Below are 23,287 nucleotides of genomic sequence, written 5' to 3'. Positions count from 1 at the left end.
CCGGCGACACGCCGCAGGAAGTGGTTGGAACCCATCAGGTTCTCCGTGACAAGGCGGTGCCTGCCACTGCTGCGGACACCGTGAAGGCGCGTAGGACACTCCGGCGGCTTATCTCCGGGGTGGGTTTCATGTGTCTCTTGGAATTGGTGACGAGAGGACCCGAGGTTCCCCGACTGAGCGTGCGAAAGCTTGGGAGAGGCACGAACGCGAAGGATGGTCTGCGGGGCGCACAACATGCGGCGTTTTGCCAAAATGTGCCAAAACGATTTGTCGTCAGTTGTGGCTTACTGTATGGCGGCTTCCATAGCCTCGTCAAGGGTCCACAAGATTTCAAATGTGATGCTTGACACGCATCCGCCGCGGGCCCTAATCTGATGCCAAGTCGATTTGGCAAAACGGTTTTTCACTGAGACTTGAAGTTTCCAAGCCACCACCCCAACCGTAGATTCCGTTCAAAAGAAAGGGAGTCGACAGCGATGTCCTCTCGAACCACGATTTCCCGGATCACCGCCATTGGCGGCCTGTCCACCGCGGTGCTTCTGGCAGCAACCGCCTGCGGCGCGGGGGGCCCGGCAGCGACGTCGGGTAGCGCCACGAGCACCGTCAACGTCCTCGTCGAGGCCGGCGGCCACGCCGAACTGACAGGCGTCGCCGAACAGTGCAAGAAAGATACAGGCGTTAGCGCCAACTTCGTCGAACTGCCTTATGACGGCATGTTCAACAGGCTCTCAAGCGAGTTCTCCTCCGGCAACGTCTCCTTCGACGTCGCCGCGCTCGACTCCGTCTGGCTTCCCAGCTTCAAGGACGCGGTCCAGCCCATTGACGAGCTCTTCACCGACGAGGCGAAAAAGGACATCTTCCCCGCGCTCGTGAAGGAAGCGAACGTGGACGGGCACTTTATCGGCATGCCGGCCTGGACCAACGCGGAAATCATCCTGTACCGCAAGGACCTGTTCGACGATGCCAAGAACAAGGCCGACTTCAAGGCCAAGTACGGTTACGACCTCGCCGCTCCGACCACGTGGAAGCAATACCAGGACATCTCCGAATTCTTCACGAAGGACGGCATGTACGGCACTGACGTGAAGGGCGGTGTCGAAACCGAATGGCTGGCCCACGTCCTCCAGGCCGGTTCCCCGATGGTCCTCGATGAGAACAACAACGTCGTGATCGACAACGCCGCGCACAAGGACGCGCTCGACTTCTATACCAGCCTGGTCAAGTCCGCCCCTCCCGGCGCCGCTCAGGTCGACTGGGCAGCAGCGCAGAACCTGTTCAACCAGGGCAAGACCGCGATGACCCGGTTCTGGGCCCACGCCTACCGCCAGATCCCCAAGGATTCCCCGGTCGCGGGCAAGGTCGGCGCCGCTCCCATGATCGGCGGCTCCGCCGGCGTTGCCGGTGTTCCAGGCCCTTGGTACCTCTCCGTGCCCAAGGCAACCAAGAACAGCGACGCTGCCAAGAAATTCATCAAGTGCGCCTATGACCACAACGACCTGGGCATCGAATCCAGCCTCGGCCTGGCCTCCCGCATCTCGGCCTTCGAGAAGTACCAGGACAAGGCCGGCTACGAGAGCTTCAAGCCACTCATCGAGACCCTCAAGGGCCAGGCAACGGCCACGCGTCCCGCCACGGCCAAATGGCAGCAGATCGTGGACACCGCCTTGGTTCCCATGCTGCAGAAAGCCGTAGCCGGAGGCGACTCCGCCACTCTCCTGGCCGCAGCGAAAAAGCAGATCCAGGACCTCCTCAAGTAAGATTCCGCGGCCGGCGCTCGAACACAAGTGCCGGCCGCGGCCCCAACCATCGGAAGAGAAAACCGTGCGTATCTCCGATCGCCGCTTCGCCCTGTACCTTATGGCGCCGGCGGCCCTGTTCCTGGCAGTATTTGTGGCCTACCCGCTGTTCCGCCTAGTGGCAGACAGCCTCTTCAAGATCTCCCCGATCGCCGGGGGCCCCCGCGACTTCGTCGGCTTGGACAACTATGTCCGTGCCTTCGCCTCCGAAGCATTCGTGGGCGCCGGCTGGCGCACCCTGGCCTACACCTTCGTGGTGGTCGCCCTCGAGTTCGCCCTTGGGCTTGGAATGGCCCTTCTGTTCACGGCCCTTGGCCGCAAATCCGAGGTTTGGCGGACGGTATTCCTCTACCCGCTGATGATCGCGCCCATCGTCGCCGGCCTGTTGTGGAAATTTCTGATGATCGACAACTTCGGGCTCATCGGCACACTCCTGCACCAGGCGGGAATCCTGCAGAACCCCAACCAGATCGGCTGGCTGTCAGACCCAGGAATCGTCCTCTTCTCGGTAGCCGTCCCGGACATCTGGCTTACCACCTCCTTCATGTGCCTCGTCCTCTTCGCCGGCCTCCAGAACATCCCCGGCGACCTTATCGAGGCGGCCCGGCTCGACGGCGCCAAGGCCCCCACCCTCCTGTTCAGCATCATCCTGCCGCTCCTGCGCCCCGTCATCGCAGTGGCATTGGTTGTGCGCGGCATCGACGCAGCCAGGGCCTTTGACACCATCCTTATCCAGACCAACGGCGGCCCGCAGTCCGCATCCGAAACCATGAGCCTGCTGATCTACCGCACCATGATCCGCTTCGGCGATCCGGGACTGGCCAGCGCCATGGGCACCATCTACCTGCTGGCCATGCTGGGCGTCGCGTTCTTCGCCGTCGCTACCATCTGGCGCCCAGGGAAGGACAACTGATGAGCACCGCCGAAACCCCCATCAACGACCGCTTTGCCGCTGAGGCGGCAGCCTCCCGCCCCCGGCACTCAGGCGTCGTCTCTGCCATCCTGGCCACCGGCACCAAGTCGTCCGGTGCCACTGCCGGCGCTGCCCCCACCAGAGCCCTCCCGGCCGAGCCGGTGTTGCTTACTCCGGCAGCCTCGGGCACGGGCCGTCCCCGACGCAGGAATCACCACGCCGAAGGCCTGGAAGCCGGCAAACGCAGTACCCGCATCCTGCTGTGGATCGTCCTTGCAGCCGCGATGGTCCTCTACGGGTTCCCATTCCTCTACCTGCTGTTCACTTCCTTCAAGACGCCGATCGACACCATCGCGGTGCCGCCCACGATCCTTCCCAAGGAATGGACGCTGGAGAACTACGCCAACGCCCTGGGCCGCAACGGAGTTCTGGCCTCGTTCATCAACAGCGTGCAGACGGCCGTCATCAGCACGGTCCTGTCCCTCGCCCTGGCCATTCCGGCCGCGTACGGCATCACCCGCTACAAAACACCGAGCGGGCGGGTGTTCATCATGGCAGCACTTGTAACCCGCATGGTGCCGCCGGTGGCCATCGGCATCCCCTTGGCTTCCATGATGGCCTCCGCGGGGCTGGCCGATACCCCTATCGCTCTCTCCATCGCCCACACGACGATCTCGCTGCCACTGTCCATCTGGCTCATGTCCAGCTTCTTCGAAGCCGTTCCCAATGACCTTGAAGAGGCCGCGACGGTGGATGGGTGCAGCAGGCTCGGGGCCCTGTGGCGGGTCGTGATCCCGGTGGTGTCAGGTGGCATCGCGGTCACCGCGATCTTCGCCTTCCTCGCCTCCTGGAACGAGTTCCTCTTCGCCCTCCTCATGACCGCCATCCGGTCCCAGACCACCCCGGTGGTCATCGCAAACTTCCAGACCCAGTTCGGCCTGGACTGGGGATCCATGACGGCGCTGGCCGCCGTGTACTCCATCCCGGTCATCCTCCTCACGCTTCTCTTGCAGCGCAAGATCGTCGCAGGCATGACGCTCGGCGCCGTCAAGGGCTGAAAAACCCAACTGGAAAGGCACTAGTACCAGACCGGAAAGCACGCGGACCATGCCGAACTGCCACGCGTTGAGGACAGGCTTCCGCGCCGCTGGCCGGAGCACGGGCTCAGGGACGAAGAAGCCGCACGTAGAATCAGCACCAACACCATGAGGACGTGGGAGAGCAATGACCAATAGATCAGTCGGCATCAAGGACGTGGCGGCCGCAGCCGGGGTCTCTGTCACGACCGTCTCCCACGTCCTCAATGACGTTGCCTACGCCCGGGTGGGCGCGGGAACGAGGGAACGCGTCCACGAAGCGGCCCAACGGCTGGGTTACGGGCCCAACCGGCTCGCCCAGGCCCTGCGCACCCAACGCTCCGGGATGATCGGGTTCATCAGCGAGGAAATCGCCACCACCCCCCACGCAGGCAGGATCATCCTCGGAGCCGAGGAAACGGCGCGGGCCCGCGGCTACAACATCATGATCATCAACTCCACCAGCACCAGCTCCCAAGACTCCAGGGAAAGCGATGTCGCCGATCTGCTGGACAGGCAGGTGGACGGCATCCTGTACGCCACGATGTATCACCGGAAGCTGGAAGTCCCCAAGAACCTGGCCGCACTGCCAGCAGTCCTGGTGGACTCCGAAGACATCAGCCAAACTGTTTCCTCCGTCATCCCCGACGAACTGGGCGGTGCAAGGTCGGCCGTGCGAACCCTGATCGACGCCGGGCACACCCGGATCGGCATGCTCAACAACACCGACGACGTGCCGGCAACCCACTCCCGGCTCAAGGCCTTCAAGGACACGCTGGCAGATGCCGGGCTGCCGTTCCACCAAGAACTGGTCCAGTCCGAGCATTCCGAGGTGCCCGGGGGCTACCAGGCGGCTCTGCGCCTCCTGAAACCCCAAAGCCGGCCCACGGCGGTCTTCTGCTACAACGACCGGATGGCCATGGGCGCCTACCGGGCGGCGGCGGAACTGGGCCTGAAGATCCCGGAGGATGTTTCCTTCGTCGGTTTTGATAACCAGCAACTCATCGCCGAAAACCTCTACCCTGCGCTGACAACAGTCGCGCTCCCCCACTACGAAATGGGCGCGTGGGCAACCGAAAACCTGATCGACGCCATCGAGGGAAAAGCTGACCTGCAGCTGTTTGCGGCTCACCCGACCGTTTTGCCATGTCCCTTGGTCCTTCGCGATTCCGTCGCCGCCCCAAAACATGAGGACCCTTCCAGTAGAGCGACACGGGACTCGCCTACACACGCCAACACCTGACCTCGAGCGCGTCCAGTAAAGGACGCGCCCAACCCTCCAAGGACCTCAAATGAACAGCACCCCAGTTCCCCCACGCCCTGAAACGGATGTCGTCGTCGTCGGCGAGGCCATAATCGACATCATTGACACCGCCGCAGGGCCCGTCGAGTTTCCAGGCGGATCGGGGATGAACGTCGCGTTCGGACTCGGCCGGCTAGGCGTCAGCACCGCATTTCTCACCGCACTGGGCAGGGATGAACGCGGCAGGAACATCCGCCGCCACCTGGACACCGCGGGAGTGCGCCTGCTTCCGGGAGCCGAACACCTCAACCGCACATCGACCGCCAGGGCGCTTCTGGACAGCACCGGTTCCGCGGAGTACGAATTCGACTTCGAATGGAACCTCCCCCAAATCAGCCCTGCTTTCCTCCCCAAGGTGCTGCATACGGGGTCACTGGCCTCCTTCATGGAACCCGGAGCAACCCAAGTCCGGTCCTTGCTGGAACTGTTCTCCGGCCGCTGTTTGATCACATACGACCCCAACATCCGCCCGACACTGCTCCACAGCCACACTGAAGCACTCAGGACCTTCGAACACACAGTTGCCCTGGCCACCATGGTGAAGCTCAGTACGGACGATACCCGGTGGCTCTACCCCGGCACGTCCCCTCACGATGTCGCGCGGCGGCTGCTTGATCTCGGGACAGAACTGGCAATCATCACTGATGGCGCCTCCGGCTCCTATCTGCGTTCGAATGCCGCCGAGATCGAAGTGCCGGCACCGCCAGTGGTCGTCAAAGATACTGTCGGCGCAGGCGACTCCTACATGTCCTCGCTTATCGCGGGCCTCATAGAGGACCCCGAGGACTGTTTCGACTACGGCAAGCTCACCCGCCTGGGAACAGCCGCCTCGCTGGCTGCGGCAGTAACTGTCGGACGGCACGGGGCGAACCCGCCGACGCGGGCAGAACTGATCGACTCTCTGGAACTGGCCCAAACGTCCCGAAAGAACTCCGATGACTGAAACAACAACGCACCCTGCCGGCCCCGCCGAAGACACCGCCCTTAATATCCGGCCGATACTTCACTACACAGCCAAGAACACTTGGCTGAACGACCCCAACGGACTCGTGTGGCACCGGGGCGTCTACCATCTGTTCTACCAAAACAACCCCTTCGACAACGTCTGGGGCAACATGTCCTGGGGGCACGCCACCTCAACCGACCTTCTGCACTGGACAGAACATCCGGTTGCCATCGCCTGCGACGAGGAAGAAGACGTCTTTTCCGGCAGCATCGTGGTGGACCACGACAATACGTCGGGATTCGGCACAGTGGAAGATCCGGCCTTGGTGGCCATCTACACGAGCGCCTTCAAGGAAGGCTCAGTGCACCAAGGGACGCAAGCCCAGTCTCTCGCGTTCTCCACGGACGCCGGCATGACGTGGAGCAAATACGCAGGCAACCCGGTGCTTGGCCGCGGTTCGGCCCATTTCCGGGACCCCAAGGTGTTCAGCTACGAGGGACCGGCCGGTTCCTGCTGGGTCATGGTGGCGGTGGAGGCCCAGCACCAGCAGGTTGTGCTGTACCGCTCGGCCAACCTCAAGGACTGGGAATACCTGAGCACCTTCGGCCCTGCAAACGCCACAGGAGGCGAATGGGAATGCCCCGACCTGTTCCCGCTCCCCGTCGACGGAGACCCGGACAGCGTCAAGTGGGTCCTGGTGGTCAATATCAACCCGGGTGCCGTGGCCGGCGGCTCGGGAGGGCAGTACTTCGTCGGCGACTTCGATGGGGTGCAGTTCACCGCCGACTTTGATTCGCTCGTTCCAGCGGATGCCGACGGGACCACGGATCTCAGACACTGCCTGTGGCTCGACTGGGGACGTGACTACTACGCCGCCGTCTCCTTCAGCAATGCCCCGGAGAACCGCCGCATCATGATCGGCTGGATGAACAACTGGGACTATGCAAACTCCTTGCCCACGTCTCCGTGGCGCTCCGAGATGTCGCTCGCCCGCGAGGTCGAGCTCGCGACGGTGGACGGTTTGCCGCGCCTGGTGCAGCGCCCGGTGCTGCCGTTGGACTGTGGGGAGCCGGCCCGCACCATCCAGGACGTGGAACTTCACGACTCCCTGTTGCAACTGCCCGACGCGACGCCCGGATCAGCCCAGCTGATCGAGGCCGAGATCCTGCCCGGCACGGCACGGACCGTTGCTTTCAGGCTTCTCGGCGCATCGGGCGGGACCGCCGCAACGGTTCTCAGCTTCGATGCCGTTACGAGCCGGCTAACCCTGGATCGCCGCAACTCCGGAAACACCGCCTTCCACGGAAAGTTCGCGTCGGCTGAGTCGGCGCCGGTGAAGCTCGACGGCGGCGTGCTAAGGCTCCGTGTAATCGTCGACCACTGCTCGGTGGAGGTTTTCGCCCAAGGCGGCAGGGTTGTCTTAAGCGATCTGGTGTTCCCCGTGTCCGGGAACCTGGGCACCGAAGTGTGCGTGGAGGGCGGCACGGCCATTGTGCGGAAACTGGCCGTTACGGCCTTGTCCTAGAGAAACCACAACACAAAGGGAAGAACCTATGTCAAGCAACAACTACTACGACGTGACTACGTGGCCCGTCGGCAATCCGTCCGAGGACGTCGGTGAAGTGATCAACAGCATCATCGCTGACATCAAGGACCGGCAGACCGTCAGCGATGCGAACAACGGAGGAAAGCCAGGCGCGGTGATCTACATTCCGCCCGGGGACTACCACCTTCGTACGCAGGTGGTCATCGACGTCAGCTTCCTCAGGATCCATGGCTCGGGACACGGCTTTACGTCGTCGAGCATCCGGTTCAACGTTCCCGAAGACGAATGGCCCGACTTGCATGAGCTGTGGCCCGGAGGGAGCCGCATTATCGTCGACATTCCCCTCGGCGGAGACGGGGAGGAATCCAAGGGAGCCGCCTTCTACGTTGAGCGAAGCGGGAGCCCGCGGATCAGCTCGGTCGAGTTCTCCAACTTCTGCATCGACGGGTTGCACTTCAACTCGGATGGCTCGGGGATGCATCCGGAGAACACGTACGTCAACGGCAAGACCGGTATCTATGTCGCGAACGCCAATGACTCATTCCGCGTAAACGGCATGGGGTTCGTCTACCTCGAGAACGCACTCACTATCTACAACGCGGACGCGCTTTCCATTCACGACAACTTTATCGCTGAATGCGGAAGCTGCATCGAGCTGCGCGGGTGGGGACAGGCATCAAAGATCACCGACAACTTGGTCGGAGCAGGCTTCAAGGGTCACTCGATCTACGCCGAGAACCATGGCGGGCTCCTGATAACCGCGAACAACGTCTTCCCCCGTGGTGCGAGCAGCGTCCATCTCGACGGCGTCACGCGTTCAAGCGTCACCAACAACCGTTTGCATTCGTTCTACCCCGGGATGCTGATTCTCGCAGCGAATAGTTCGGAAAACCTCGTGGCCACGAATCACTTCTTGCGTGACCATGAGCCCTGGACGCCCTTCCTGGGAGTCGACAACGGACTGAACGACCTCAACGGACTTCTTTGTGTCAGCGGCAGCAACAACTCTGTTGTCGGCAATCACTTCTCCCAGATCATCGACTCACAGAGCATCCGGCCGGCAGGTGCGACGCCTGTCATCATCCGGCTGATGGCGGGGGTTGGCAACTTCGTCTCCAACAACCACGTCGTGGCGATGGACGTTCACTCCAAGTCAAGTGACTCCTGCTTCTCGGCTCAGGTGGATGCTCTGTTGACGACCGAGGCTTCGGAAGTCCTCGCCGTTACGGCCGTCATGGTCGATTCCGAATCAGCTCGCAATACGATCCTTGATTCCGGAAGTGACGCCCAAGTTATCGCAGACAGGGCTGTCAACGCCTTTAGGGCCACTCCCACGGTCGGTTTCTAAGGGCGGCACATGCACTTGTGGCCCAGTAACCCGCTCAGGCCCGCGGGAGTCTGTGGCCACGGCCTCCCAGGGTAGCGGCGAGGAAATATGAGGAGAGAATGTCTTCGGCCTGCGGGTACCGTCCACGACCTCGCGCTTGTTCGAGGTGGACACGACTGCGCCGCAACCGCGGGCCGACACTCCGGGTCCCTAGACTCATCAGATGTCTTTCGACAAGAAACCTGACGCCAGGGCCGAACACCGCTGGCCCGCCGTCATCGCACTGCTCCTGGCACTGGGTCTCTACGCCACACTGCCCAGCAGCTTCCTTCCGGCGCTCCGGTACGCGGTGGTGGCCGTCGGGCTGCTGATGCTCATTCCCTTGATCGCGCTCAACCCGGCCCGGCTTCGGCGGCAAACCCGCTGGTCCAAGTACCTCGCCACCGGCCAGGCCCTGTTGCTGGTGGCCGCCAACGAGGTGGCGCTGGTCCAGCTGATCATCCTGCTGACCTCCTCCGGGAAACAGGACGGACCCACCCTCCTGCTCGCGGCGCTTCAGGTCTGGGTCACCAACATCATTGGGTTCGCCCTGGTCTACTGGGAGCTGGACCGCGGCGGGCCCGTCTCCCGCCGGCACGCCGACCGCAAAGACCTCCCGCCCGCCGACTTCCGCTTTCCGCAGGACGAAGACCACGACGCCGTCGAGGAGGTGGCTACCAGGTCGTCCGTGAAGACGGGCTGGGTGGCCTCCTTCGTGGACTACCTGTACTTCTCGGCGTCCAACTCCATGGCCTTCAGCCCCACGGATACCATGCCGCTGTCCCCGCGGGCCAAAATATTCATGGTCCTCGAGGCAGCCGGCGGCTTTGTGCTGCTGGCCCTCGTGATCGCGCACGCGGTGGCCCTGATCAACTAGCAGCGCCCTACAAACGACGATGCTCCCGCCCAGAGACTTACGCCTGCTTCAGCCGGGCCTGGTAGCCGGGCTCCGTGCCGGTGGCGAGGCTTGCCGGCGGTATCCGGTGCAGCTGCGACTGGATTCCGGCACGGAACACCGGCGCAGCCTGCGGCCGCTTCGCCCGCAGCTCTTCCGCCGTCTGGTGCCGGATTTGCCGCACGACCCACGGCAGGAAGTAGGTCCTGGCCCAGACCAGGTCGCCGGCTCCTGCCTCCCGCCAGCTCCTTTCCGGCAGCTCCCGGGGCTCCAGGGGCTGAAGCGAATGGGCTACGTTCAGGGAATTCAACACCATGATGGCAATGGTGTGGTACCCCAGCGGCGAGAAGTGCAGCCGGTCGGGATCCCACATCAGGGGATCCCGGAGCTCCCGCAGAGCCCACAGATCAGCCACCACGCAGTCGTGCCGGGCGGCGATCGCGTGGATATTCTCGTTGAAGATCGCTACCTTGGCCCTGTTCCGGCTCAGCACGGGAGTGTGCCACCAGTCCGGCCCGGTGAAGAGCACAATGGTGGCTCCGGTGGTCTTCAGCAGCTCGACGCCCGCGTCCAGCCTGGCAGCGAGCTTGTCCGGATTGCTCCTGTGGAACACCATGTCATTTCCGCCGGCCGACAGGGTGATCAGATCCGGCTTCAGCCTCAGCGCCTGCGCCAGCTGCCGGTCCAGGATTTCCTGCAGCAGCAAACCGCGCACGGCCAAGTTCGCGTAGGCAAAATCCTCATGGTCAACGCTCAGTTCCTCCGCCACACGGTCAGCCCAGCCGCGCCAACCGCCCGGGCTGCGCTCTTCGGGATCACCGATCCCCTCCGTGAACGAGTCCCCCAAAGCCACATACCGGCTCCACGGGTGCGGGGCTGCTCCATTGCGGCCCGAGCTGAGTTCAAAGCGGCCGACGGCGTCCATCGCCTTATCCTCTCCCTCGCCGCCCGCAGGCTCCCCAGCACGTCGGGGCGTTACTGAAGTAACGCTTTCGTTTCCTGATGCATTCCAAAAGACCGGGGAAATTTGCAGAAGGCGGGCTGGAGTCTAACTGAAGAAGTTGATCAGCACAGGGGCAACAGCCTCGTTCGCGACGGCGTGGTTCTGGCCATCCAGCTTTTCCTGCTTCATTCCGGGAACGGCTGCGGCGACGGCGTTGATGGCGGCCCCCGCCCAGGACGGGCTCGCACCCCCGTAGATCCCCAGCGTAGGGATCTGAATGGCCGACAGCTTGTCGGCAGGGACGCTGCCGTCCCTCGTGAGCGTGAGGTCATAGGGCAAGGTGTGCGCAACGCCGAGGAGGGCAGGCCACCACGGCATGCTCGTCATTCCTTCGTCGAAGTCAGAACCGGTGTGGCGGATAAACAGTTCGACGGCGGCTCCGCGGTCTCCCGCATCCACCGCCGCCTGGACCCGGTCCCGGAAGGCTTCCCAAGGTTCGTGAGGGGCCTGCGTGGTCAGATACGGCGGCTCATAGGCAGCCAGTTTGGAAATGGGTGCCCCGGTGGCCGCAGCTTCAAGCGCCAGGATGGCACCCGAAGAGTGGCCATAGGTGTAGGCCGATCCGCCCGCGGCATCGATGAGAGCCGTCAGGTCCTCTATTTCTCGGTCCGAACTGTAGGGCGGCGTGTCCGTGCTGTCGCCCCGTCCCCGCCGGTCATACGCGTAGACGGTGAAGTGCGGTGCCAGCAGGGGCACGAGCATGTCGGCCGAACGTCGGCTGTTCAATGCGCCACCGATGATGATCAGGGCTGGTCCTTCACCTGTCCGCTCGAAGGCGATCTTCGTGCCGTCGGCCGAGGTCTGGTGTTCGATCATTTGCAGTTCCTGTTCTTCGGTGCCGGACGTCTGCAGCCGACTGTGGGGGTCGATGAGGATTCTGACAAATTTCACACTGGCATTGAAGGGCGGTAGAGGCAAGGAATTGGACGCCTCCGTATCAGTGGTCCTGTGGGTTCGTCCCGATGAACGTTCCCGGCGGCATCCCCGCACCAAAAACCGGGCCCGCCAGAGGCCGCTTCGCCCGCAGCTGTTCCTCCGTCTCGTGCATGATGCGCCGCAGCACCCAGGGGAACAGGTATTTCCGTGCCCAGACGAGGTCCTCGGCCCGGGCGTGGCGCCAGCTGCTGTCCGGCAGGATCTTGGGCCGCAGGGGATGCAGCGTGTGCGCGACGTTCAGCGTGTCCAGCACCATCATGGCGATGGTGTGGTAGCCCAGCGGGGAGAAATGCAGCCGGTCCGGGTCCCACATCCGGGCGTCGGTCAGCTCCCGCAATGCCCACAGGTCAGCGATCACAGCATCGTGCCGGTGGGCGATGGTCCGGATGTTCTCGTTGAGGATGGCCACCTTGGCCCGGTTGTGTCCTATTACCGGGGTCCCACCCCAGTCCGGCCCCGTGAACAGCACGATCGTGGCTCCCGTGGTACTCAGCAGCTCCACGCCGGCATCCAGTTTGGCGGCCAGCTTGTCAGGATCGCTGCCGTGGAAGACGAGGTCGTTCCCGCCGCCTGACACGGCGATCAAGTCCGGTTTCAGGGCCAGGGCGGGCTCCGTCTGCTGGTCCAGGATCTGCTCCAGCAGCAGGCCACGAACCGCCAGATTGGCGTACGCGAAATCGTCGTGACCCACGCTCAGCTCTTCCGCCACGCGGTCCGCCCAGCCCCGCAGTCCGCCCGGGCTGCGCGGCTCCGGATCCCCCACCCCTTCGGTGAACGAATCCCCCATGGCCACGAACCTGCTCCACGGGTGCTGGGCCGTGATCCCCTCAACGGAACCGCGCGTCTCAAGGCCGAAGCCGGCGGCGTTCATCCCCGCAGGTCCCGCCCCGACGCCCGCTTCCGTCAGGGAAGGACGGACGACGCCGGCCCCGTCACCTTGGGAGGTGACCGAACCGGCGTCGTACTTCTTGAAAGGACGGTGCATGGCTGTGTCCTGTGTCTAGTGTCAGGTGCCCGCCGGGTAGGCGGCCTTGTAGTTCGACGCGTAGTGCCCCTCGACCTCTGTCTCTCCGACGGGCATGTCGGCATTGATGGGATCGTTGTTCTTGAGATCGCCCACGGCGAACTGGACCATCATGTCGTGGTCCTCGTGCACCAGGTTGTGGCAATGGACCATGTAGCGGCCGCCCTCGTGCTTGCCCGTGTCGAACTGCATCAGGACCGTGACGGACTCGTTCTCCCCCGCGTAGAACACGTCCTTCGGACCGCCCTCCCAGGCGAACGGCTTGCCGCCGTTCGTGTTCCGGCCGATGATCTTGCCGTCGATCAGGTGGATGTGGACCGGGTGGAACCAACCGCCTGATTCATTGACGATGGTCCACTGCTCCACCTGCATGCGCTGCGGGTTGGCGAAGCAGCGGGTGAAGTTGGACCTCTCCACGTCATCCCAGGTCTCGCCGTTGATGGTCCACTCCCCGCCCTGGCGCTGAACCCGCAGGATCCTCTTGGCCACGGCCATATCGGGGGTCAGCGACATCGGGTCCAGGCCTCCGCTGTCCTTGGTGGGATGCTCGCCCGGGTCCAGGCTGGAAGGGATCGAACCGATGGAATGGGACCCGGGCATCAGCGACGGCGAATCCTCCACCACCTGGAACTTCATGACCTTGCCGGTGTTGGCGAAGTTCACGTTGTTCTTGTTGCTCAGGTTCTTGAGCTCCACGGTCTGCCCGGCCTTGTACTTCCGGAAGTCGATCAGCACCTCGACCCGTTCGGCAGTGCCCTGCCGCCAGGATGAGACCGCCTGGACCTTCGGCGTCATCCCGGCGTCGGTGCCCACCACGTAGAAAGGAGCATTATTGGACAGGGCGAACCGGTAGGACCGGGTAATCGAGCCCACCAGGAACCGGAACCGGTAAATCTGGGGCTTGACCTTCATGGTGGGCCACGGCACGCCGTTGACCATCACGATGTCGCCCCACAGCCCGGCATGGCCGTTGTCGTTGTAGCCGAGGGAACCGTCCGCGTTCAGCATCACGTCAGAGACCAGGATCGGCACGTCGAACTCGCCCTGCGGCAGCTGCTCCCGCTCCTGCTCGTTGGTGATGGAGTAGTACGCGGCCAGTCCGGAGTACACGCCCTGGGCGGTGAGCATGTGGTTGTGGTCGTGGTACCAGAGCGTCCGGGCTGCCTGCCAGTTGGGGTAGTGGTAGTTCTTTACCTTGCCGGGGGCGGTGCGGTCATTGGCGTAGCCGTCGTACTGCGGCAGCGAAGCCGAGCCGTGCAGGTGCGTGACCGTGTTGGACGGATCGGGATACAGGAGGCCCTTCGTGGAAAGCCGGTTGCTGATCCGCAGTTCGGTGCGGGTGCCCTGCTCGACCCGGATGGACGGGCCCGGGAAGACTCCGTTGTAGCCGGCAAGGGTGGTGTTCAGGCCCCGGGCGATCTGGGCTGTCCCCGTCTTCTGGGTGAGGCAGTACTTTTCGAACGGCTGGCCGTCCGGATCCCAGCCCTGCTCATAGGGGATCAGCTCCGGCGGCCGGCGGAACGCCTGGGCGAAGGGAATCGGCATGTTCTTCGCCGCGAGCCGGCTCGGCGTGCTGATGGGCGTGGTTGCGGCGTCTGTGCCGCCCTTTGCCGGCACACCGGCGAGGGCGACGCCCCCGTTGGTCCCGGTGAGGGCAACAGCGCCGCCCATGATGCTCAGCTTCAGCACGTCCCGTCGTGTTGTTGCCATGAGGTCCTCCAAAGATTTGGGATGCGAGTGTCGTTTCGCGAACCAGCATGCGACACGCGGGTGTGGAAAAACTTGGAAGGTTCACCGTTGCCGGCAGCAACATTCCCCCAGATTGGGTCACCCCGCTGCAAGGTCGAGGTGGGGCACTCTTCGTGCATTCACCCCAGGTTGAGGGCGATCGTGACGTTGGTGTCCGTGGCAGAGTGGTCGCGGTTCATGGCCACCATGACGATCCGGTAGGTTCCGCGGTGCAGCTGGGCGACGCCTTCGCTCTTGAACCCGTTGGCCTCGTAGAACCCGACGGCACCGGCGAGAGCCGCGTCAGCGCCGCCAGGGACCAGCAGCATGACGCTCCAGTGGGGTGACACGCCCGTTGATCCCTGGAGCTGACCGGGTGGCAAGTGAACTGCCGCCGGCCAGTCGGCGGGCAGTGAGGGCGCGGAACGGTCTGGACCGGCCGCGCCGTCGGCTCCCCCGCCGCCGTGGCGGCCGCGGGCGTTCGCCCCCGACGGAGGCAGGCTAGGCCCTACAGCAGCTGTCCCGGCCGAAGCGCTCGGTGACCCGGCCGCCGTCGTACTTCCTGCCGCAGTACTTCCTGCCGGTGTACTTCCAGCTGAAGGGGCCGGCAGGCCCGTCGGCACCAAAGGTGCCTGGGTGCAGCCGGCGAGCACGCCCGTGGCGAGGACCGCCGAAGCGAGTCCCCGCCACAGGCTGGGGTGCGCGTTCACTCAGACCGCACTGCCGCCGTCTGCCTAGCCCCCTACCACGGGGAGGGCTCCAGAGCGCCGGCATTGTTGGCGCCTTCACCGCTGACCAGGAACGGCAGGTGGTACAGGTCGTTCGGCACGATCACGTCTCCCGGCTTCACGTTCTCCGGGAAGATGTACTCGAAGACCGGGGCGATGTACTGCCCGGGCTGAAGCCCGTTGGCCTTAGTGGGGGCGTTCTTGAAGCAGCTATCCAGGGAAGCCTGGTTGATGGTGGTTGTGGTGGTGTTGACGGGTGTGGGCATGCACAAGGTGCGCACGCCGACGCGGACAGTCCGGTCCGGCTGGCTAAGGAGGCCGGTGGGCGCCTTGGTGGCACGGAGCCGGGCCCGCTGCGGCTGGGGGCCGGTGTTTTGCGTCGTGATGCCGCCGGTCGGTCCGGTGAGCGGGACTCCATTCTCTCCGGTCATTTCAAACGGCGTGATCCACCGGTTGAAGACCGAACCGTCGGATTTGCGGTCCTCGTAGTAGATGTCCACCGGAGTCTTGACGTCGGTGGTTTCGGATTCCAGGAAGATCCTGTCCTGGGTCTCCTGTGCCACACCGTTGGGTGCGGTGGCCAGGGGGTCTGCGGTACCCACGCCGAATTCGCCGATCGCCAGGTAGCTGGGCTGGGTGCCGGGCTGGGTGTAGATCCCGAGATTCGCCTCGACCGTGTGCGCGGAGATGTAGTCCGGCGTCCCGTGGATGAGGGTTCCGGAGTAGTCCACCATGTCACCGATTTCGAAGGGAGCCTGCTGGTTGGCATCCGGGGCGGTGGTGCTGACGCCCGGCACCGGCATCACATACTGCGAGCAGTACTTCTGGCCGGCGGCCGCAGGGCTGAGCTCTCCGCTGGCTGGCGGGACAACACCGGCAACGCTGAAGTTTCGGCAGGCAGGGATAAGGATGTTGGACGGCGTGGGTGCCAGGGGCCGGTTCCGCTGCGGGCACAGGGGGTCATCCTTGACGGCGGGATCCGTCCGCGGGATGCACATGGGGTAGCCCGTGGCGGCGTGGATGGTGGGGTTGTCCTGATCAACGCTGAAGCGGAAGTCAGGCGACTGGCCGTTGCTGAACCGGCCGGTCCCCGCCGCGGTGCCGTTCAGGTTAGGAATTTTGGGGTCGTTCAGCTGCACAGTCACGGTGCCGCCCGCGGCGTCAGCCACTTTCAGCGCACCGTTGGCGTAGTCGATGCCGGTGATTTCACCCCGGCCGCTGTTTGCCGACTGCTGGGAGACGAAAGCCAGGCCTGCTATGTGGCGTGATCCCACAATATTGCCAACCGCCCGCAGCTCCAGGCCGTCAACGCCGAGCGGGGCAGTGCCGCCCGTACCATGGACGAAGTCTGCCCAGGTCAGCGTGTTGGCCGGCATCTGGACCACCAGGTTGCACGGAATGGTGATGAGAATGCCGTTGATGGTCACGGTGCCGCCGTAATAGGCCGGATCCGTCACAGTGGGACACGAAGTGTTGTCTGGGTTGACAGTGGCTTTGCTGGCAAAGCCGGTGTCGTCGAAGCCGCGGGCCTGGGCGGCCGATCCTGGCGTGGCCAGGGTCGGCACCACCCAGGGGGAAACGATGCCCTTCGGCGGCTTGGCAGTGCCGCCGCCCTTTGCCAGGGCAGCACCCGCTCCACCTGTCGCAACCAGGGCGGCCGCGGCGGCAAGGATGGTGACTTTACGAAGCGTTGGGGGACTTACTGGAAGGGTCCTCATGGCTGGTCCTCTCGGAGATGCCGGTATCCATATTCAGGACTGTGGGAAGCAGAGGGAGTTCACTCCTGGATCTCTGCGCTCATGAGGGTGGGTGACTTGCGTGTAAGCGTGCGAGGCTTATGACTTTTTGCCGGGGAGCAAAGGCTTCCAAGTGGTTGCTGCTGCCAACTATCGGGACCTCCCCTTGTAAAAACCCTGCGGATTTCCGGCAGACGCCCCACACGGGTGGTGACCGCCCCACCCGCCTTGGCTCCCCCAAGGTATTCACAACTGGGCGGACCTAGCGTGCTCCTATTCGGGCTGGGCCGCATCCGGCCAGCCAAAAATCCAACGTTCACGGGGAGGAACGACATGGGCAACCATGGATTTGTTGTGAGGGGGCGCGGCTTCTTGTCCGTCTCGCCCTGGTGGGGTCTTGTAATCATCCTGCTGGCGATTCTGGCTGTGGTGGCGCCGGGGCTCTATGCCACCGGGCCGGCAGCGGTGAAAGCCAACGCCGCCAGCAATTACGTGCCGCAGACCCGCACGTACTATATCGGAGCCGACGAGGTGCAATGGAACTATGCGCCCACCGGCAAGAACCAGATCACCGGTGAGCCGTTCGACGAGGCCGCGCAGGTGTTCACCAAGCAGGGGCCGCAGCGGATCGGCAGCACCTACATCAAGTCGCTGTACCAGGAGTACACCGACTCATCGTTCAAGACCCTCAAGCAGCGCACGCCGGCAGAACAGCACCTGGGCTTCCAGGGCCCGGTGATCCGCGGCGTCGTGGGGGACACCATCAAGGTGGTCTTCAAAAACAACCTGGACCGGCCGGCGTCGGTCCACGTCCACGGTGTGTTCTACGACAAGAGCAGCGAAGGCGCGCCGTACAACGACGGCACCGGCGCGGCCGCCAAAGTTGACGACGGCGTGGCCCCCGGCAGCACCTACAGCTACAGCTACGAGGTGCCCGAGCGCGCCGGCCCCGGGCCCATGGACGGCAGCTCCGTGATGTGGATGTACCACTCCCACACCGACGAGGTGGCGGACGACTACTCCGGCCTGGTGGGCCCCATGGTCATCACCAAGGCCAGCGCCGCCCGCGCCGACGGAACCCCGAACGACGTGGACCGCGAGTTCTTCCTCCAGTTCAAGGTCAGCGACGAGAACTCCAGCCCCTACCTGCAGCGGAACATCGACAAGTACGCCGGCAAGCCCGCCACGGTCAAAACCGACGACGAGGACTTCGGCGAGAGCAACCTGATGCATTCGATCAACGGCTACGTCTACGGCAACCAGCCGCTGGAGTCGATGACTATGCGCAAGGGCGAACACGTCCGCTGGTACCTCATGGGCATGGGCACCGAAGTTGACCTGCACACGCCGCACTGGCACGGCAACACGGTGACGGCGCTGGGCATGCGCACCGACGTCGTCAACCTCCTGCCGGCCAGCATGGTGGTGGCTGACATGGTCCCGGACGACGTGGGAACCTGGCTCTTCCACTGCCACGTCAACGACCACATCAGCGCCGGCATGCTCACCCGCTACCGCGTTCTCAACGAGGACGGCTCAGTCGGCGGAACCACCCAGACGGCGCCCGACGCCGCCGCCCACGCGGGGCACTAGCCTCCTCTTCAGAAGGCCCTCGTTCAGATACTTCTGAACGAGGGCCTTCTTTTGCCCAGCGTCAGTTGTTGTGCTGGCTGCGAGCGCCAGCACTAGCCAGCTCGATGAAGTTGCCGGGGGATTTCGGGTGGTCCCATGCGGTGTTGGCGACCGTGATTGCGGCACCGCATGTCTGGCACCAGGCACCGGAGACGGAGTCGGTCCCGCAGGTTGTGCAGATAATGCGCAGCGATTTTCCACTCGGCGACTGAGTGTGCCTCTGGGCCCACACGGTGAGCGCATGCAGGACGGGCAGCGCGTCCGTCCCGGCCGCCGTGAGGCGGTACTCCTTCCGGGGGCGGGTTCCCGCGCTGTAGGGCTCGGCCGTCAGAACGGCCGCATCGATCAGGCGCCGGAGCCGTTCGCTGAGGACGTTATCAGCGACTCTCAGCTCCTTCTTGATGCCGTCGAAGCGGTTGTTGCCCATGAACACCTCCCGCAGCACCAGCAGAGACCACGGATCCCCCAGCACGTCCGCGGCCCGGGCGATGGGGCAGTTGTCGTCTGACCAGCTCGTGCGAGGCATCAGGAGTCCTTCCAAAGTCCAATTTACTTTCCTAAAGCAAGTTCATTTACTTTCTTAAAGAAAGCTTGTACGGTGAGCTTACGCCTTGCAACGGAACAAACCAACCCTCTGCCGTTCACCGCACAGCGCTCTTTCCATCCACCAAGAAACCAGCTTCGAGGAGTACGCCATGACGGTGACCGACATCAGGACTGAGCCGGTACCGGCAGAATCGGCTGCCCCTTCGGCTGCCGCTCCTGCAGCTGCCGTGCCTTCCCCCGCCGCCCCTTCGGGCATGCTGCCATTGAGCCTGTTCGGCATACCGCTGGGCCTTGCCGGCCTCGGCGCCGCATGGTCGGCAGCCCGGACCAGCCTCGGATCGCCGTCCTGGCCGGAGGATATTCTCTACGGAGCAGCCAGCACCATCTGGCTCATCCTGACCGCGATCTACGTACTGCGCGGGCTCAGGCGCAAAGGAGCCTTCCGGACCGATCTGAAGCACCAGGTAGCCGGCCCGTTTGCGTCATTCATTCCACTGCTGGGGATCCTGCTATCAGCCCACTACAGCGAGTATTTTCCCGGGCTGGGCAGGTGGGTTTGTGTTGCCTTCATAGCCGCCCTCGCGGTCGTCGCAGCCCAACTCTTCGCCCACTGGGTCACTGGCGGAGTGTCCATGCAATCCATCCATCCGGGCTACTTCCTGCCGGTAGTGGCCGGATCCTTCGTGGCAAGCATCGGGTTTTCGAGCGTGCACGCCCACGACGCCGCCCTGGCCGCGTTCGGCATCGGCGCGTTCTTCTGGCTGGTCGTGGGGACCGTTGTCACGGTCCGGCTGATGACCGCAGAGGCGCTTCCGCCATCGGCCAAGACCGGCCTGTCGGCATACCTTGCGGCGCCAGCCACAGCCAGCGTTGCCTGGATGGTTTCACACCCAGGACCCATGGGAGCCGTGCAGCTGGGCCTCACCGGAGTGCTCGTCATGATGCTTCTTATGCAGGTAATGCTCATAGGCGACTACCGCAAGCTGCCCTTCAGTCCCCTGTTTTGGGTCTTCACTTTCCCCGTCGCCACCACGGCAAACTACGCCGTCCGCTGGTTCGCGGCATCAAGCCTTCCTGGCCGGGAAATCTATGCCTGGACCATCCTGGCCCTCGCAACAGCATTCGTCATGGCCATCGCGGTCCGCAGCACCGCGGCAGCCATAGCCGGAAAGTCGGCAAAACGCGGGAACCAGGCTGCGACCCTCGTCTAGACCGACCATCCGCGACGTACCCGGAAACACCAATCCGAGCTCCGCGGCCCTGATCGGAATGCGTTACGACGGCGGGCAGCGGCGGACGCCTCCCCGGCACCGTGCGCTGTGACGGCATGTGGAAGAATCGAAGGGCCGTCACTAAAAGGAGTCCCGCCACCCATGCCGCAGCCGGAAAAGGGCCCTTGGCTGCCATTCGACCTCCGGACGCCGCGCGGATGGGTCGCCTTACTGCGCGGCGCCCCTACCACGCTCGGGTTCGTGGTGGTCTTCTGGGCCCTGGGCGCTTTCTCCTCCAGTCTTCTCTCCGGACCCTCTGCTGCCCTGCAGCCCCATGTGGCGGCCAGCGTCCACTCCTTGGCTGGTCCGTGGTGGGCGGTGCTGGCGTCCGCGTTCTGGGAGCGCGAACTCACCGGGTACGTGCTGGGCACACTCCTGGTGCTGCTCGTGGGCCTGCCCCTGGAGCGCCGGCTTGGCAGCCTGAAGTTGGCGGCGGCGGCACTCGCCGCCCAGGTTTTGGGAGTCGGCGCCGCGCTGGGATTCCTGGCCGCGGCCCAAGGCCTGATGGGGAACTGGACCCGGGACATGGGCGGGCATTTCTTCATGGGGCCGAGTGCCATGGCCTGCGGCGCTGCCATGGCCGCAACCGCCGCCATTCCCACGCTGTGGCGGCGCCGCGTCCGGGTGGTCATCATTGCCACCCTGATGCTGTTCGCCCTCTTCGCCGGCGGCCTCGAGGACCTGGTCCGGCTCGGGGCTGCCTTTGCCGGTGCGCTTTTGGGTCCCTTGCTGCTGGGGCGGCGGCCGCGGCTCGGCCGCCCTGCCGTGTCCCGGCACGAAGCCCGCGTCCTCGTGGCACTGCTGGTTGCGGTGGCAGCCATCGGCCCCGTGGTGGCCGGCCTGGCCCCGCACGCCGTGGGTCCGCTCTCGGTGCTGCGCTTCCTGTTCACGAACATCCAGCCGGTGGACCCGCAGACCCTTGCCGTGTTGTGTTCCGGGCCCGCGCAGGTCAAGGAATGCGCCGCCGCCCAGCTGCAGCTGCGGGCCGGCGCGGGCGGAATCTTCATGTCCATCCTTCCGTCCTTCCTCCTGCTGCTGCTCGCGGACGGGCTCCGGCGCGGACGGCGCTTCGCCTGGGCCGCGGTGCTGCTCATCCAGGCAACCCTGTCCGTCCTGGCCGGGTTTACCGTTGCACGGGTCCTGCTGCCGGACGTACCGGAAACCGCGGCCGGCGAAGGGATCCGCGCGGCTGGGACCTCCGGTGGCCTGCACCCGCTCAGCCTCGTCTTGCCCATGCTGGTCCCCGTGCTCCTCGCCGTCCTCCTGCTGGCGGGCCGGAAGCTTTTCTTAGTGTCCGCCCCGCCCGGAACGTACCGCCGGCTGGGCCGCCGCCTATTTGTCACCGCGGCCCTCCTTGGCGCGGTCTACGTCGGCGCTGGCCTGGCTTTGGCGTCCGGCTTTACGCCCGCCCCCGGGCTGGCCGAACTGGTCAAGGACGTCCCGGACCGGTTCCTGCCGCTGGGCTTCCTGGTGGACCTGTCCCCCGCGATCTTTCCCCAGAGCACCGCGGCCGTGCTGCTCTACGAAGGCGTGGGCGTGGTGTTCTGGGCGGTGGCCGGGGTCCTGCTGCTGCGGACTTTCCTCCGCCCGGCGCACGGTCAGCACAGTGCGGACGAGGACCGCGCCCGGGCCATTCTCAAGGCGCACGGTGGCGGCTCGCTGTCCTGGCAGACCACCTGGGCCGGCAACAGCTACTGGTTCTCCTCCTCCGGCGACAGCTTCGTCGCCTACCGGGTGATTGCCGGGGTGGCCTTGGCGCTCGGTGCCCCGGTGGGTCCCCAGCCTGACCGGGAGTCCTCCTTCGCCGAGTTCACCCGCCACTGCCGGCTCAGCGGGTGGACGCCGTGCTTCTACTTCGTGGCTCAGGAAATGCGCAGCCACGCCTCCGCCCTGGGATGGGGATCCGTGCAGGTTGCTCAGGAGACCGTGCTGCACCTCCATGCCGTGTCCTTCCGGGGCAAGAAGTTCCAGGACATCCGCACGGCCATGAACAACGCGGCCAAGGCAGGCATCCGCGCCGAGTGGACCACCTACTCTGCCGCACCGATCTCGGTCCAGGGCCAGATCCAGGCCATCTCCGAGGAATGGGTGGCCGACAAGAAAGTCCCGGAAATGGGCTTCACCCTCGGCAGCCTGGACGAGCTGGACGACCCCGAAGTCCGTTGCCTGATCGCCGTCGACGCCCATCACACGGTCCATGCCGTCGCGTCTTGGCTGCCCGTCTACCGGAACGGCCACGTGATCGGCTGGACCCTGGATTTCATGCGCCGGCGCAGCGACGGCTTCCGTGCAAGCATCGACTTCCTCATCGCCTCGGCGGCGCTGGGCTTCCAGGACGAAGGCTACGACTTCATGAGCCTCTCCGGAGCGCCTCTGGCCCGGCCACCCCATGACCCGCGTTTTCCGCACCTGGCGCCGGAAACCGCCGGGGCGTTGGACCGCCTTCTCGACTGGCTGGGCGCATCCCTGGAGCCCGTCTATGGATTCAGGTCCCTGCTGGCGTTCAAGTCGAAGTTCAAGCCGAGCTACATCCCGATGTACATGCTCTTCCCCGACGCGGCCGCACTGCCTGCCATCGCCAATGCGGTCACCCGGGCCTACCTCCCCTCGATCAACGTGGGCCAAGGCCTCACCCTGGCGAGAGGGCTCCTCCGCCGCCGAGCCCGAACGAACACTTAAGCCCCACGGAGAAAGCTTGGGTTCTAGCGGTCGTTGCAACACCCCGACTTTTGGGAGTTGCAACGACCGTGGTTCGTTTAAGCGGTGATTCATCAGGATCCGGGTGGTACTCGCAGGATCAGAAGGATGCATTTTTCGCGGTGTTTGACCGCTTGGGGAGTAC

The 23,287-nt window shown here is 64.5% G+C and carries 18 protein-coding genes; 11 read left to right on the top strand and 7 right to left on the bottom strand.

What is annotated here, in order from left to right; translation table 11 throughout:
• The first annotated feature begins 476 nt into the window (after positions 1-476).
• From AC1DD3_RS06485 to AC1DD3_RS06450, 8 genes are all read left to right on the top strand, one after another.
• Positions 477-1,757: an ABC transporter substrate-binding protein gene (locus tag AC1DD3_RS06485; RefSeq protein WP_230118891.1), complete on the top strand. Its 1,281-nt coding sequence runs from the start codon at positions 477-479 to the stop codon at positions 1,755-1,757.
• 64 nt (positions 1,758-1,821) lie between these two features.
• A complete protein-coding gene (locus AC1DD3_RS06480) occupies positions 1,822-2,709 on the top strand; it encodes a carbohydrate ABC transporter permease (protein ID WP_230118892.1) in 888 nt (295 codons plus the stop codon).
• Positions 2,710-2,873: 164 nt separating this feature from the next.
• Entirely contained in the window at positions 2,874-3,767 is an 894-nt protein-coding gene (locus tag AC1DD3_RS06475; RefSeq protein ID WP_230118911.1) for a carbohydrate ABC transporter permease, read from the top strand.
• Between the two features lie 166 nt (positions 3,768-3,933).
• A complete protein-coding gene (locus AC1DD3_RS06470) occupies positions 3,934-5,028 on the top strand; it encodes a LacI family DNA-binding transcriptional regulator (RefSeq protein WP_230118893.1) in 1,095 nt (364 codons plus the stop codon).
• A gap of 49 nt (positions 5,029-5,077) precedes the next feature.
• Positions 5,078-6,031 (top strand): carbohydrate kinase family protein, encoded by a 954-nt coding sequence (locus AC1DD3_RS06465; RefSeq protein WP_476881221.1) that lies wholly within the window; start codon positions 5,078-5,080, stop codon positions 6,029-6,031.
• Positions 6,024-7,559, top strand: a complete 1,536-nt coding sequence (locus AC1DD3_RS06460; protein ID WP_230118895.1) for a glycoside hydrolase family 32 protein — start codon at positions 6,024-6,026, stop codon at positions 7,557-7,559. The genes AC1DD3_RS06465 and AC1DD3_RS06460 overlap by 8 nt, the downstream gene beginning before the upstream one ends.
• Positions 7,560-7,587: 28 nt before the next feature.
• Entirely contained in the window at positions 7,588-8,928 is a 1,341-nt protein-coding gene (locus AC1DD3_RS06455) for a NosD domain-containing protein (protein WP_230118896.1), read from the top strand.
• A gap of 202 nt (positions 8,929-9,130) precedes the next feature.
• Positions 9,131-9,823, top strand: coding sequence for a hypothetical protein (locus tag AC1DD3_RS06450; RefSeq protein WP_230118897.1), 693 nt, complete (start codon positions 9,131-9,133; stop codon positions 9,821-9,823).
• 37 nt (positions 9,824-9,860) lie between these two features.
• Here the strand turns inward: AC1DD3_RS06450 and AC1DD3_RS06445 are convergent, their stop codons facing one another.
• From AC1DD3_RS06445 to AC1DD3_RS06420, 6 genes are all read right to left on the bottom strand, one after another.
• Complete coding sequence (locus AC1DD3_RS06445; protein WP_230118898.1) at positions 9,861-10,766, bottom strand: SGNH/GDSL hydrolase family protein; 906 nt, start codon at positions 10,764-10,766, stop codon at positions 9,861-9,863.
• A gap of 123 nt (positions 10,767-10,889) precedes the next feature.
• The gene (locus AC1DD3_RS06440) at positions 10,890-11,735 is read right to left on the bottom strand and encodes an alpha/beta fold hydrolase (protein ID WP_230118899.1); all 846 of its coding nucleotides are present in this window, start codon (positions 11,733-11,735) and stop codon (positions 10,890-10,892) included.
• Between the two features lie 46 nt (positions 11,736-11,781).
• Entirely contained in the window at positions 11,782-12,651 is an 870-nt protein-coding gene (locus tag AC1DD3_RS06435) for an SGNH/GDSL hydrolase family protein (protein ID WP_230118912.1), read from the bottom strand.
• Positions 12,652-12,786: 135 nt separating this feature from the next.
• Positions 12,787-14,514 carry a multicopper oxidase family protein gene (locus AC1DD3_RS06430; RefSeq protein ID WP_476881220.1) on the bottom strand — a complete coding sequence of 576 codons (1,728 nt, stop codon included), beginning with the start codon at positions 14,512-14,514 and terminating at the stop codon, positions 12,787-12,789.
• Between the two features lie 158 nt (positions 14,515-14,672).
• Positions 14,673-14,882 carry a hypothetical protein gene (locus AC1DD3_RS06425; protein ID WP_230118901.1) on the bottom strand — a complete coding sequence of 70 codons (210 nt, stop codon included), beginning with the start codon at positions 14,880-14,882 and terminating at the stop codon, positions 14,673-14,675.
• Positions 14,883-15,274: 392 nt separating this feature from the next.
• On the bottom strand, positions 15,275-16,978 hold the full coding sequence (locus AC1DD3_RS06420) for a hypothetical protein (protein WP_230118902.1): 1,704 nt from the start codon (positions 16,976-16,978) through the stop codon (positions 15,275-15,277).
• Positions 16,979-17,329: 351 nt separating this feature from the next.
• On the opposite strand from AC1DD3_RS06420, the gene AC1DD3_RS06415 reads away from it, so the two are divergent.
• Complete coding sequence (locus tag AC1DD3_RS06415; protein WP_230118903.1) at positions 17,330-18,589, top strand: multicopper oxidase domain-containing protein; 1,260 nt, start codon at positions 17,330-17,332, stop codon at positions 18,587-18,589.
• Between the two features lie 61 nt (positions 18,590-18,650).
• Here the strand turns inward: AC1DD3_RS06415 and AC1DD3_RS06410 are convergent, their stop codons facing one another.
• A complete protein-coding gene (locus AC1DD3_RS06410) occupies positions 18,651-19,154 on the bottom strand; it encodes a winged helix-turn-helix transcriptional regulator (protein ID WP_230118904.1) in 504 nt (167 codons plus the stop codon).
• A 169-nt stretch (positions 19,155-19,323) separates the two neighbouring features.
• Between AC1DD3_RS06410 and AC1DD3_RS06405 the strand changes: the two genes are divergently transcribed.
• Both AC1DD3_RS06405 and AC1DD3_RS06400 read left to right on the top strand, forming a co-directional pair.
• On the top strand, positions 19,324-20,385 hold the full coding sequence (locus AC1DD3_RS06405) for an SLAC1 family transporter (protein WP_230118905.1): 1,062 nt from the start codon (positions 19,324-19,326) through the stop codon (positions 20,383-20,385).
• 162 nt (positions 20,386-20,547) lie between these two features.
• Entirely contained in the window at positions 20,548-23,124 is a 2,577-nt protein-coding gene (locus AC1DD3_RS06400) for a bifunctional lysylphosphatidylglycerol flippase/synthetase MprF (RefSeq protein ID WP_230118906.1), read from the top strand.
• Positions 23,125-23,287 lie beyond the last annotated feature (163 nt).

The organism is Arthrobacter sp. 05T444 (genome assembly GCF_056395905.1).
Note: the sequence above shows the minus strand (reverse complement) of the source record. Positions and strands in the feature narration are given on the sequence as shown.

Excerpts from the sequence above, each read along its gene's own strand:
- AC1DD3_RS06420 (WP_230118902.1), bottom strand. The coding sequence starts at position 16,978 with ATGAGGACCCTTCCAGTAAGTCCCCCAACGCTTCGTAAAGTCACCATC.
- AC1DD3_RS06485 (WP_230118891.1), top strand. The coding sequence starts at position 477 with ATGTCCTCTCGAACCACGATTTCCCGGATCACCGCCATTGGCGGCCTG.
- AC1DD3_RS06455 (WP_230118896.1), top strand. The coding sequence starts at position 7,588 with ATGTCAAGCAACAACTACTACGACGTGACTACGTGGCCCGTCGGCAAT.
- AC1DD3_RS06405 (WP_230118905.1), top strand. The coding sequence starts at position 19,324 with ATGACGGTGACCGACATCAGGACTGAGCCGGTACCGGCAGAATCGGCT.
- AC1DD3_RS06445 (WP_230118898.1), bottom strand. The coding sequence starts at position 10,766 with ATGGACGCCGTCGGCCGCTTTGAACTCAGCTCGGGCCGCAATGGAGCA.
- AC1DD3_RS06400 (WP_230118906.1), top strand. The coding sequence starts at position 20,548 with ATGCCGCAGCCGGAAAAGGGCCCTTGGCTGCCATTCGACCTCCGGACG.
- AC1DD3_RS06465 (WP_476881221.1), top strand. The coding sequence starts at position 5,078 with ATGAACAGCACCCCAGTTCCCCCACGCCCTGAAACGGATGTCGTCGTC.
- AC1DD3_RS06410 (WP_230118904.1), bottom strand. The coding sequence starts at position 19,154 with ATGCCTCGCACGAGCTGGTCAGACGACAACTGCCCCATCGCCCGGGCC.
- AC1DD3_RS06430 (WP_476881220.1), bottom strand. The coding sequence starts at position 14,514 with ATGGCAACAACACGACGGGACGTGCTGAAGCTGAGCATCATGGGCGGC.
- AC1DD3_RS06450 (WP_230118897.1), top strand. The coding sequence starts at position 9,131 with ATGTCTTTCGACAAGAAACCTGACGCCAGGGCCGAACACCGCTGGCCC.
- AC1DD3_RS06460 (WP_230118895.1), top strand. The coding sequence starts at position 6,024 with ATGACTGAAACAACAACGCACCCTGCCGGCCCCGCCGAAGACACCGCC.
- AC1DD3_RS06435 (WP_230118912.1), bottom strand. The coding sequence starts at position 12,651 with ATGAACGCCGCCGGCTTCGGCCTTGAGACGCGCGGTTCCGTTGAGGGG.
- AC1DD3_RS06470 (WP_230118893.1), top strand. The coding sequence starts at position 3,934 with ATGACCAATAGATCAGTCGGCATCAAGGACGTGGCGGCCGCAGCCGGG.
- AC1DD3_RS06415 (WP_230118903.1), top strand. The coding sequence starts at position 17,330 with ATGGGCAACCATGGATTTGTTGTGAGGGGGCGCGGCTTCTTGTCCGTC.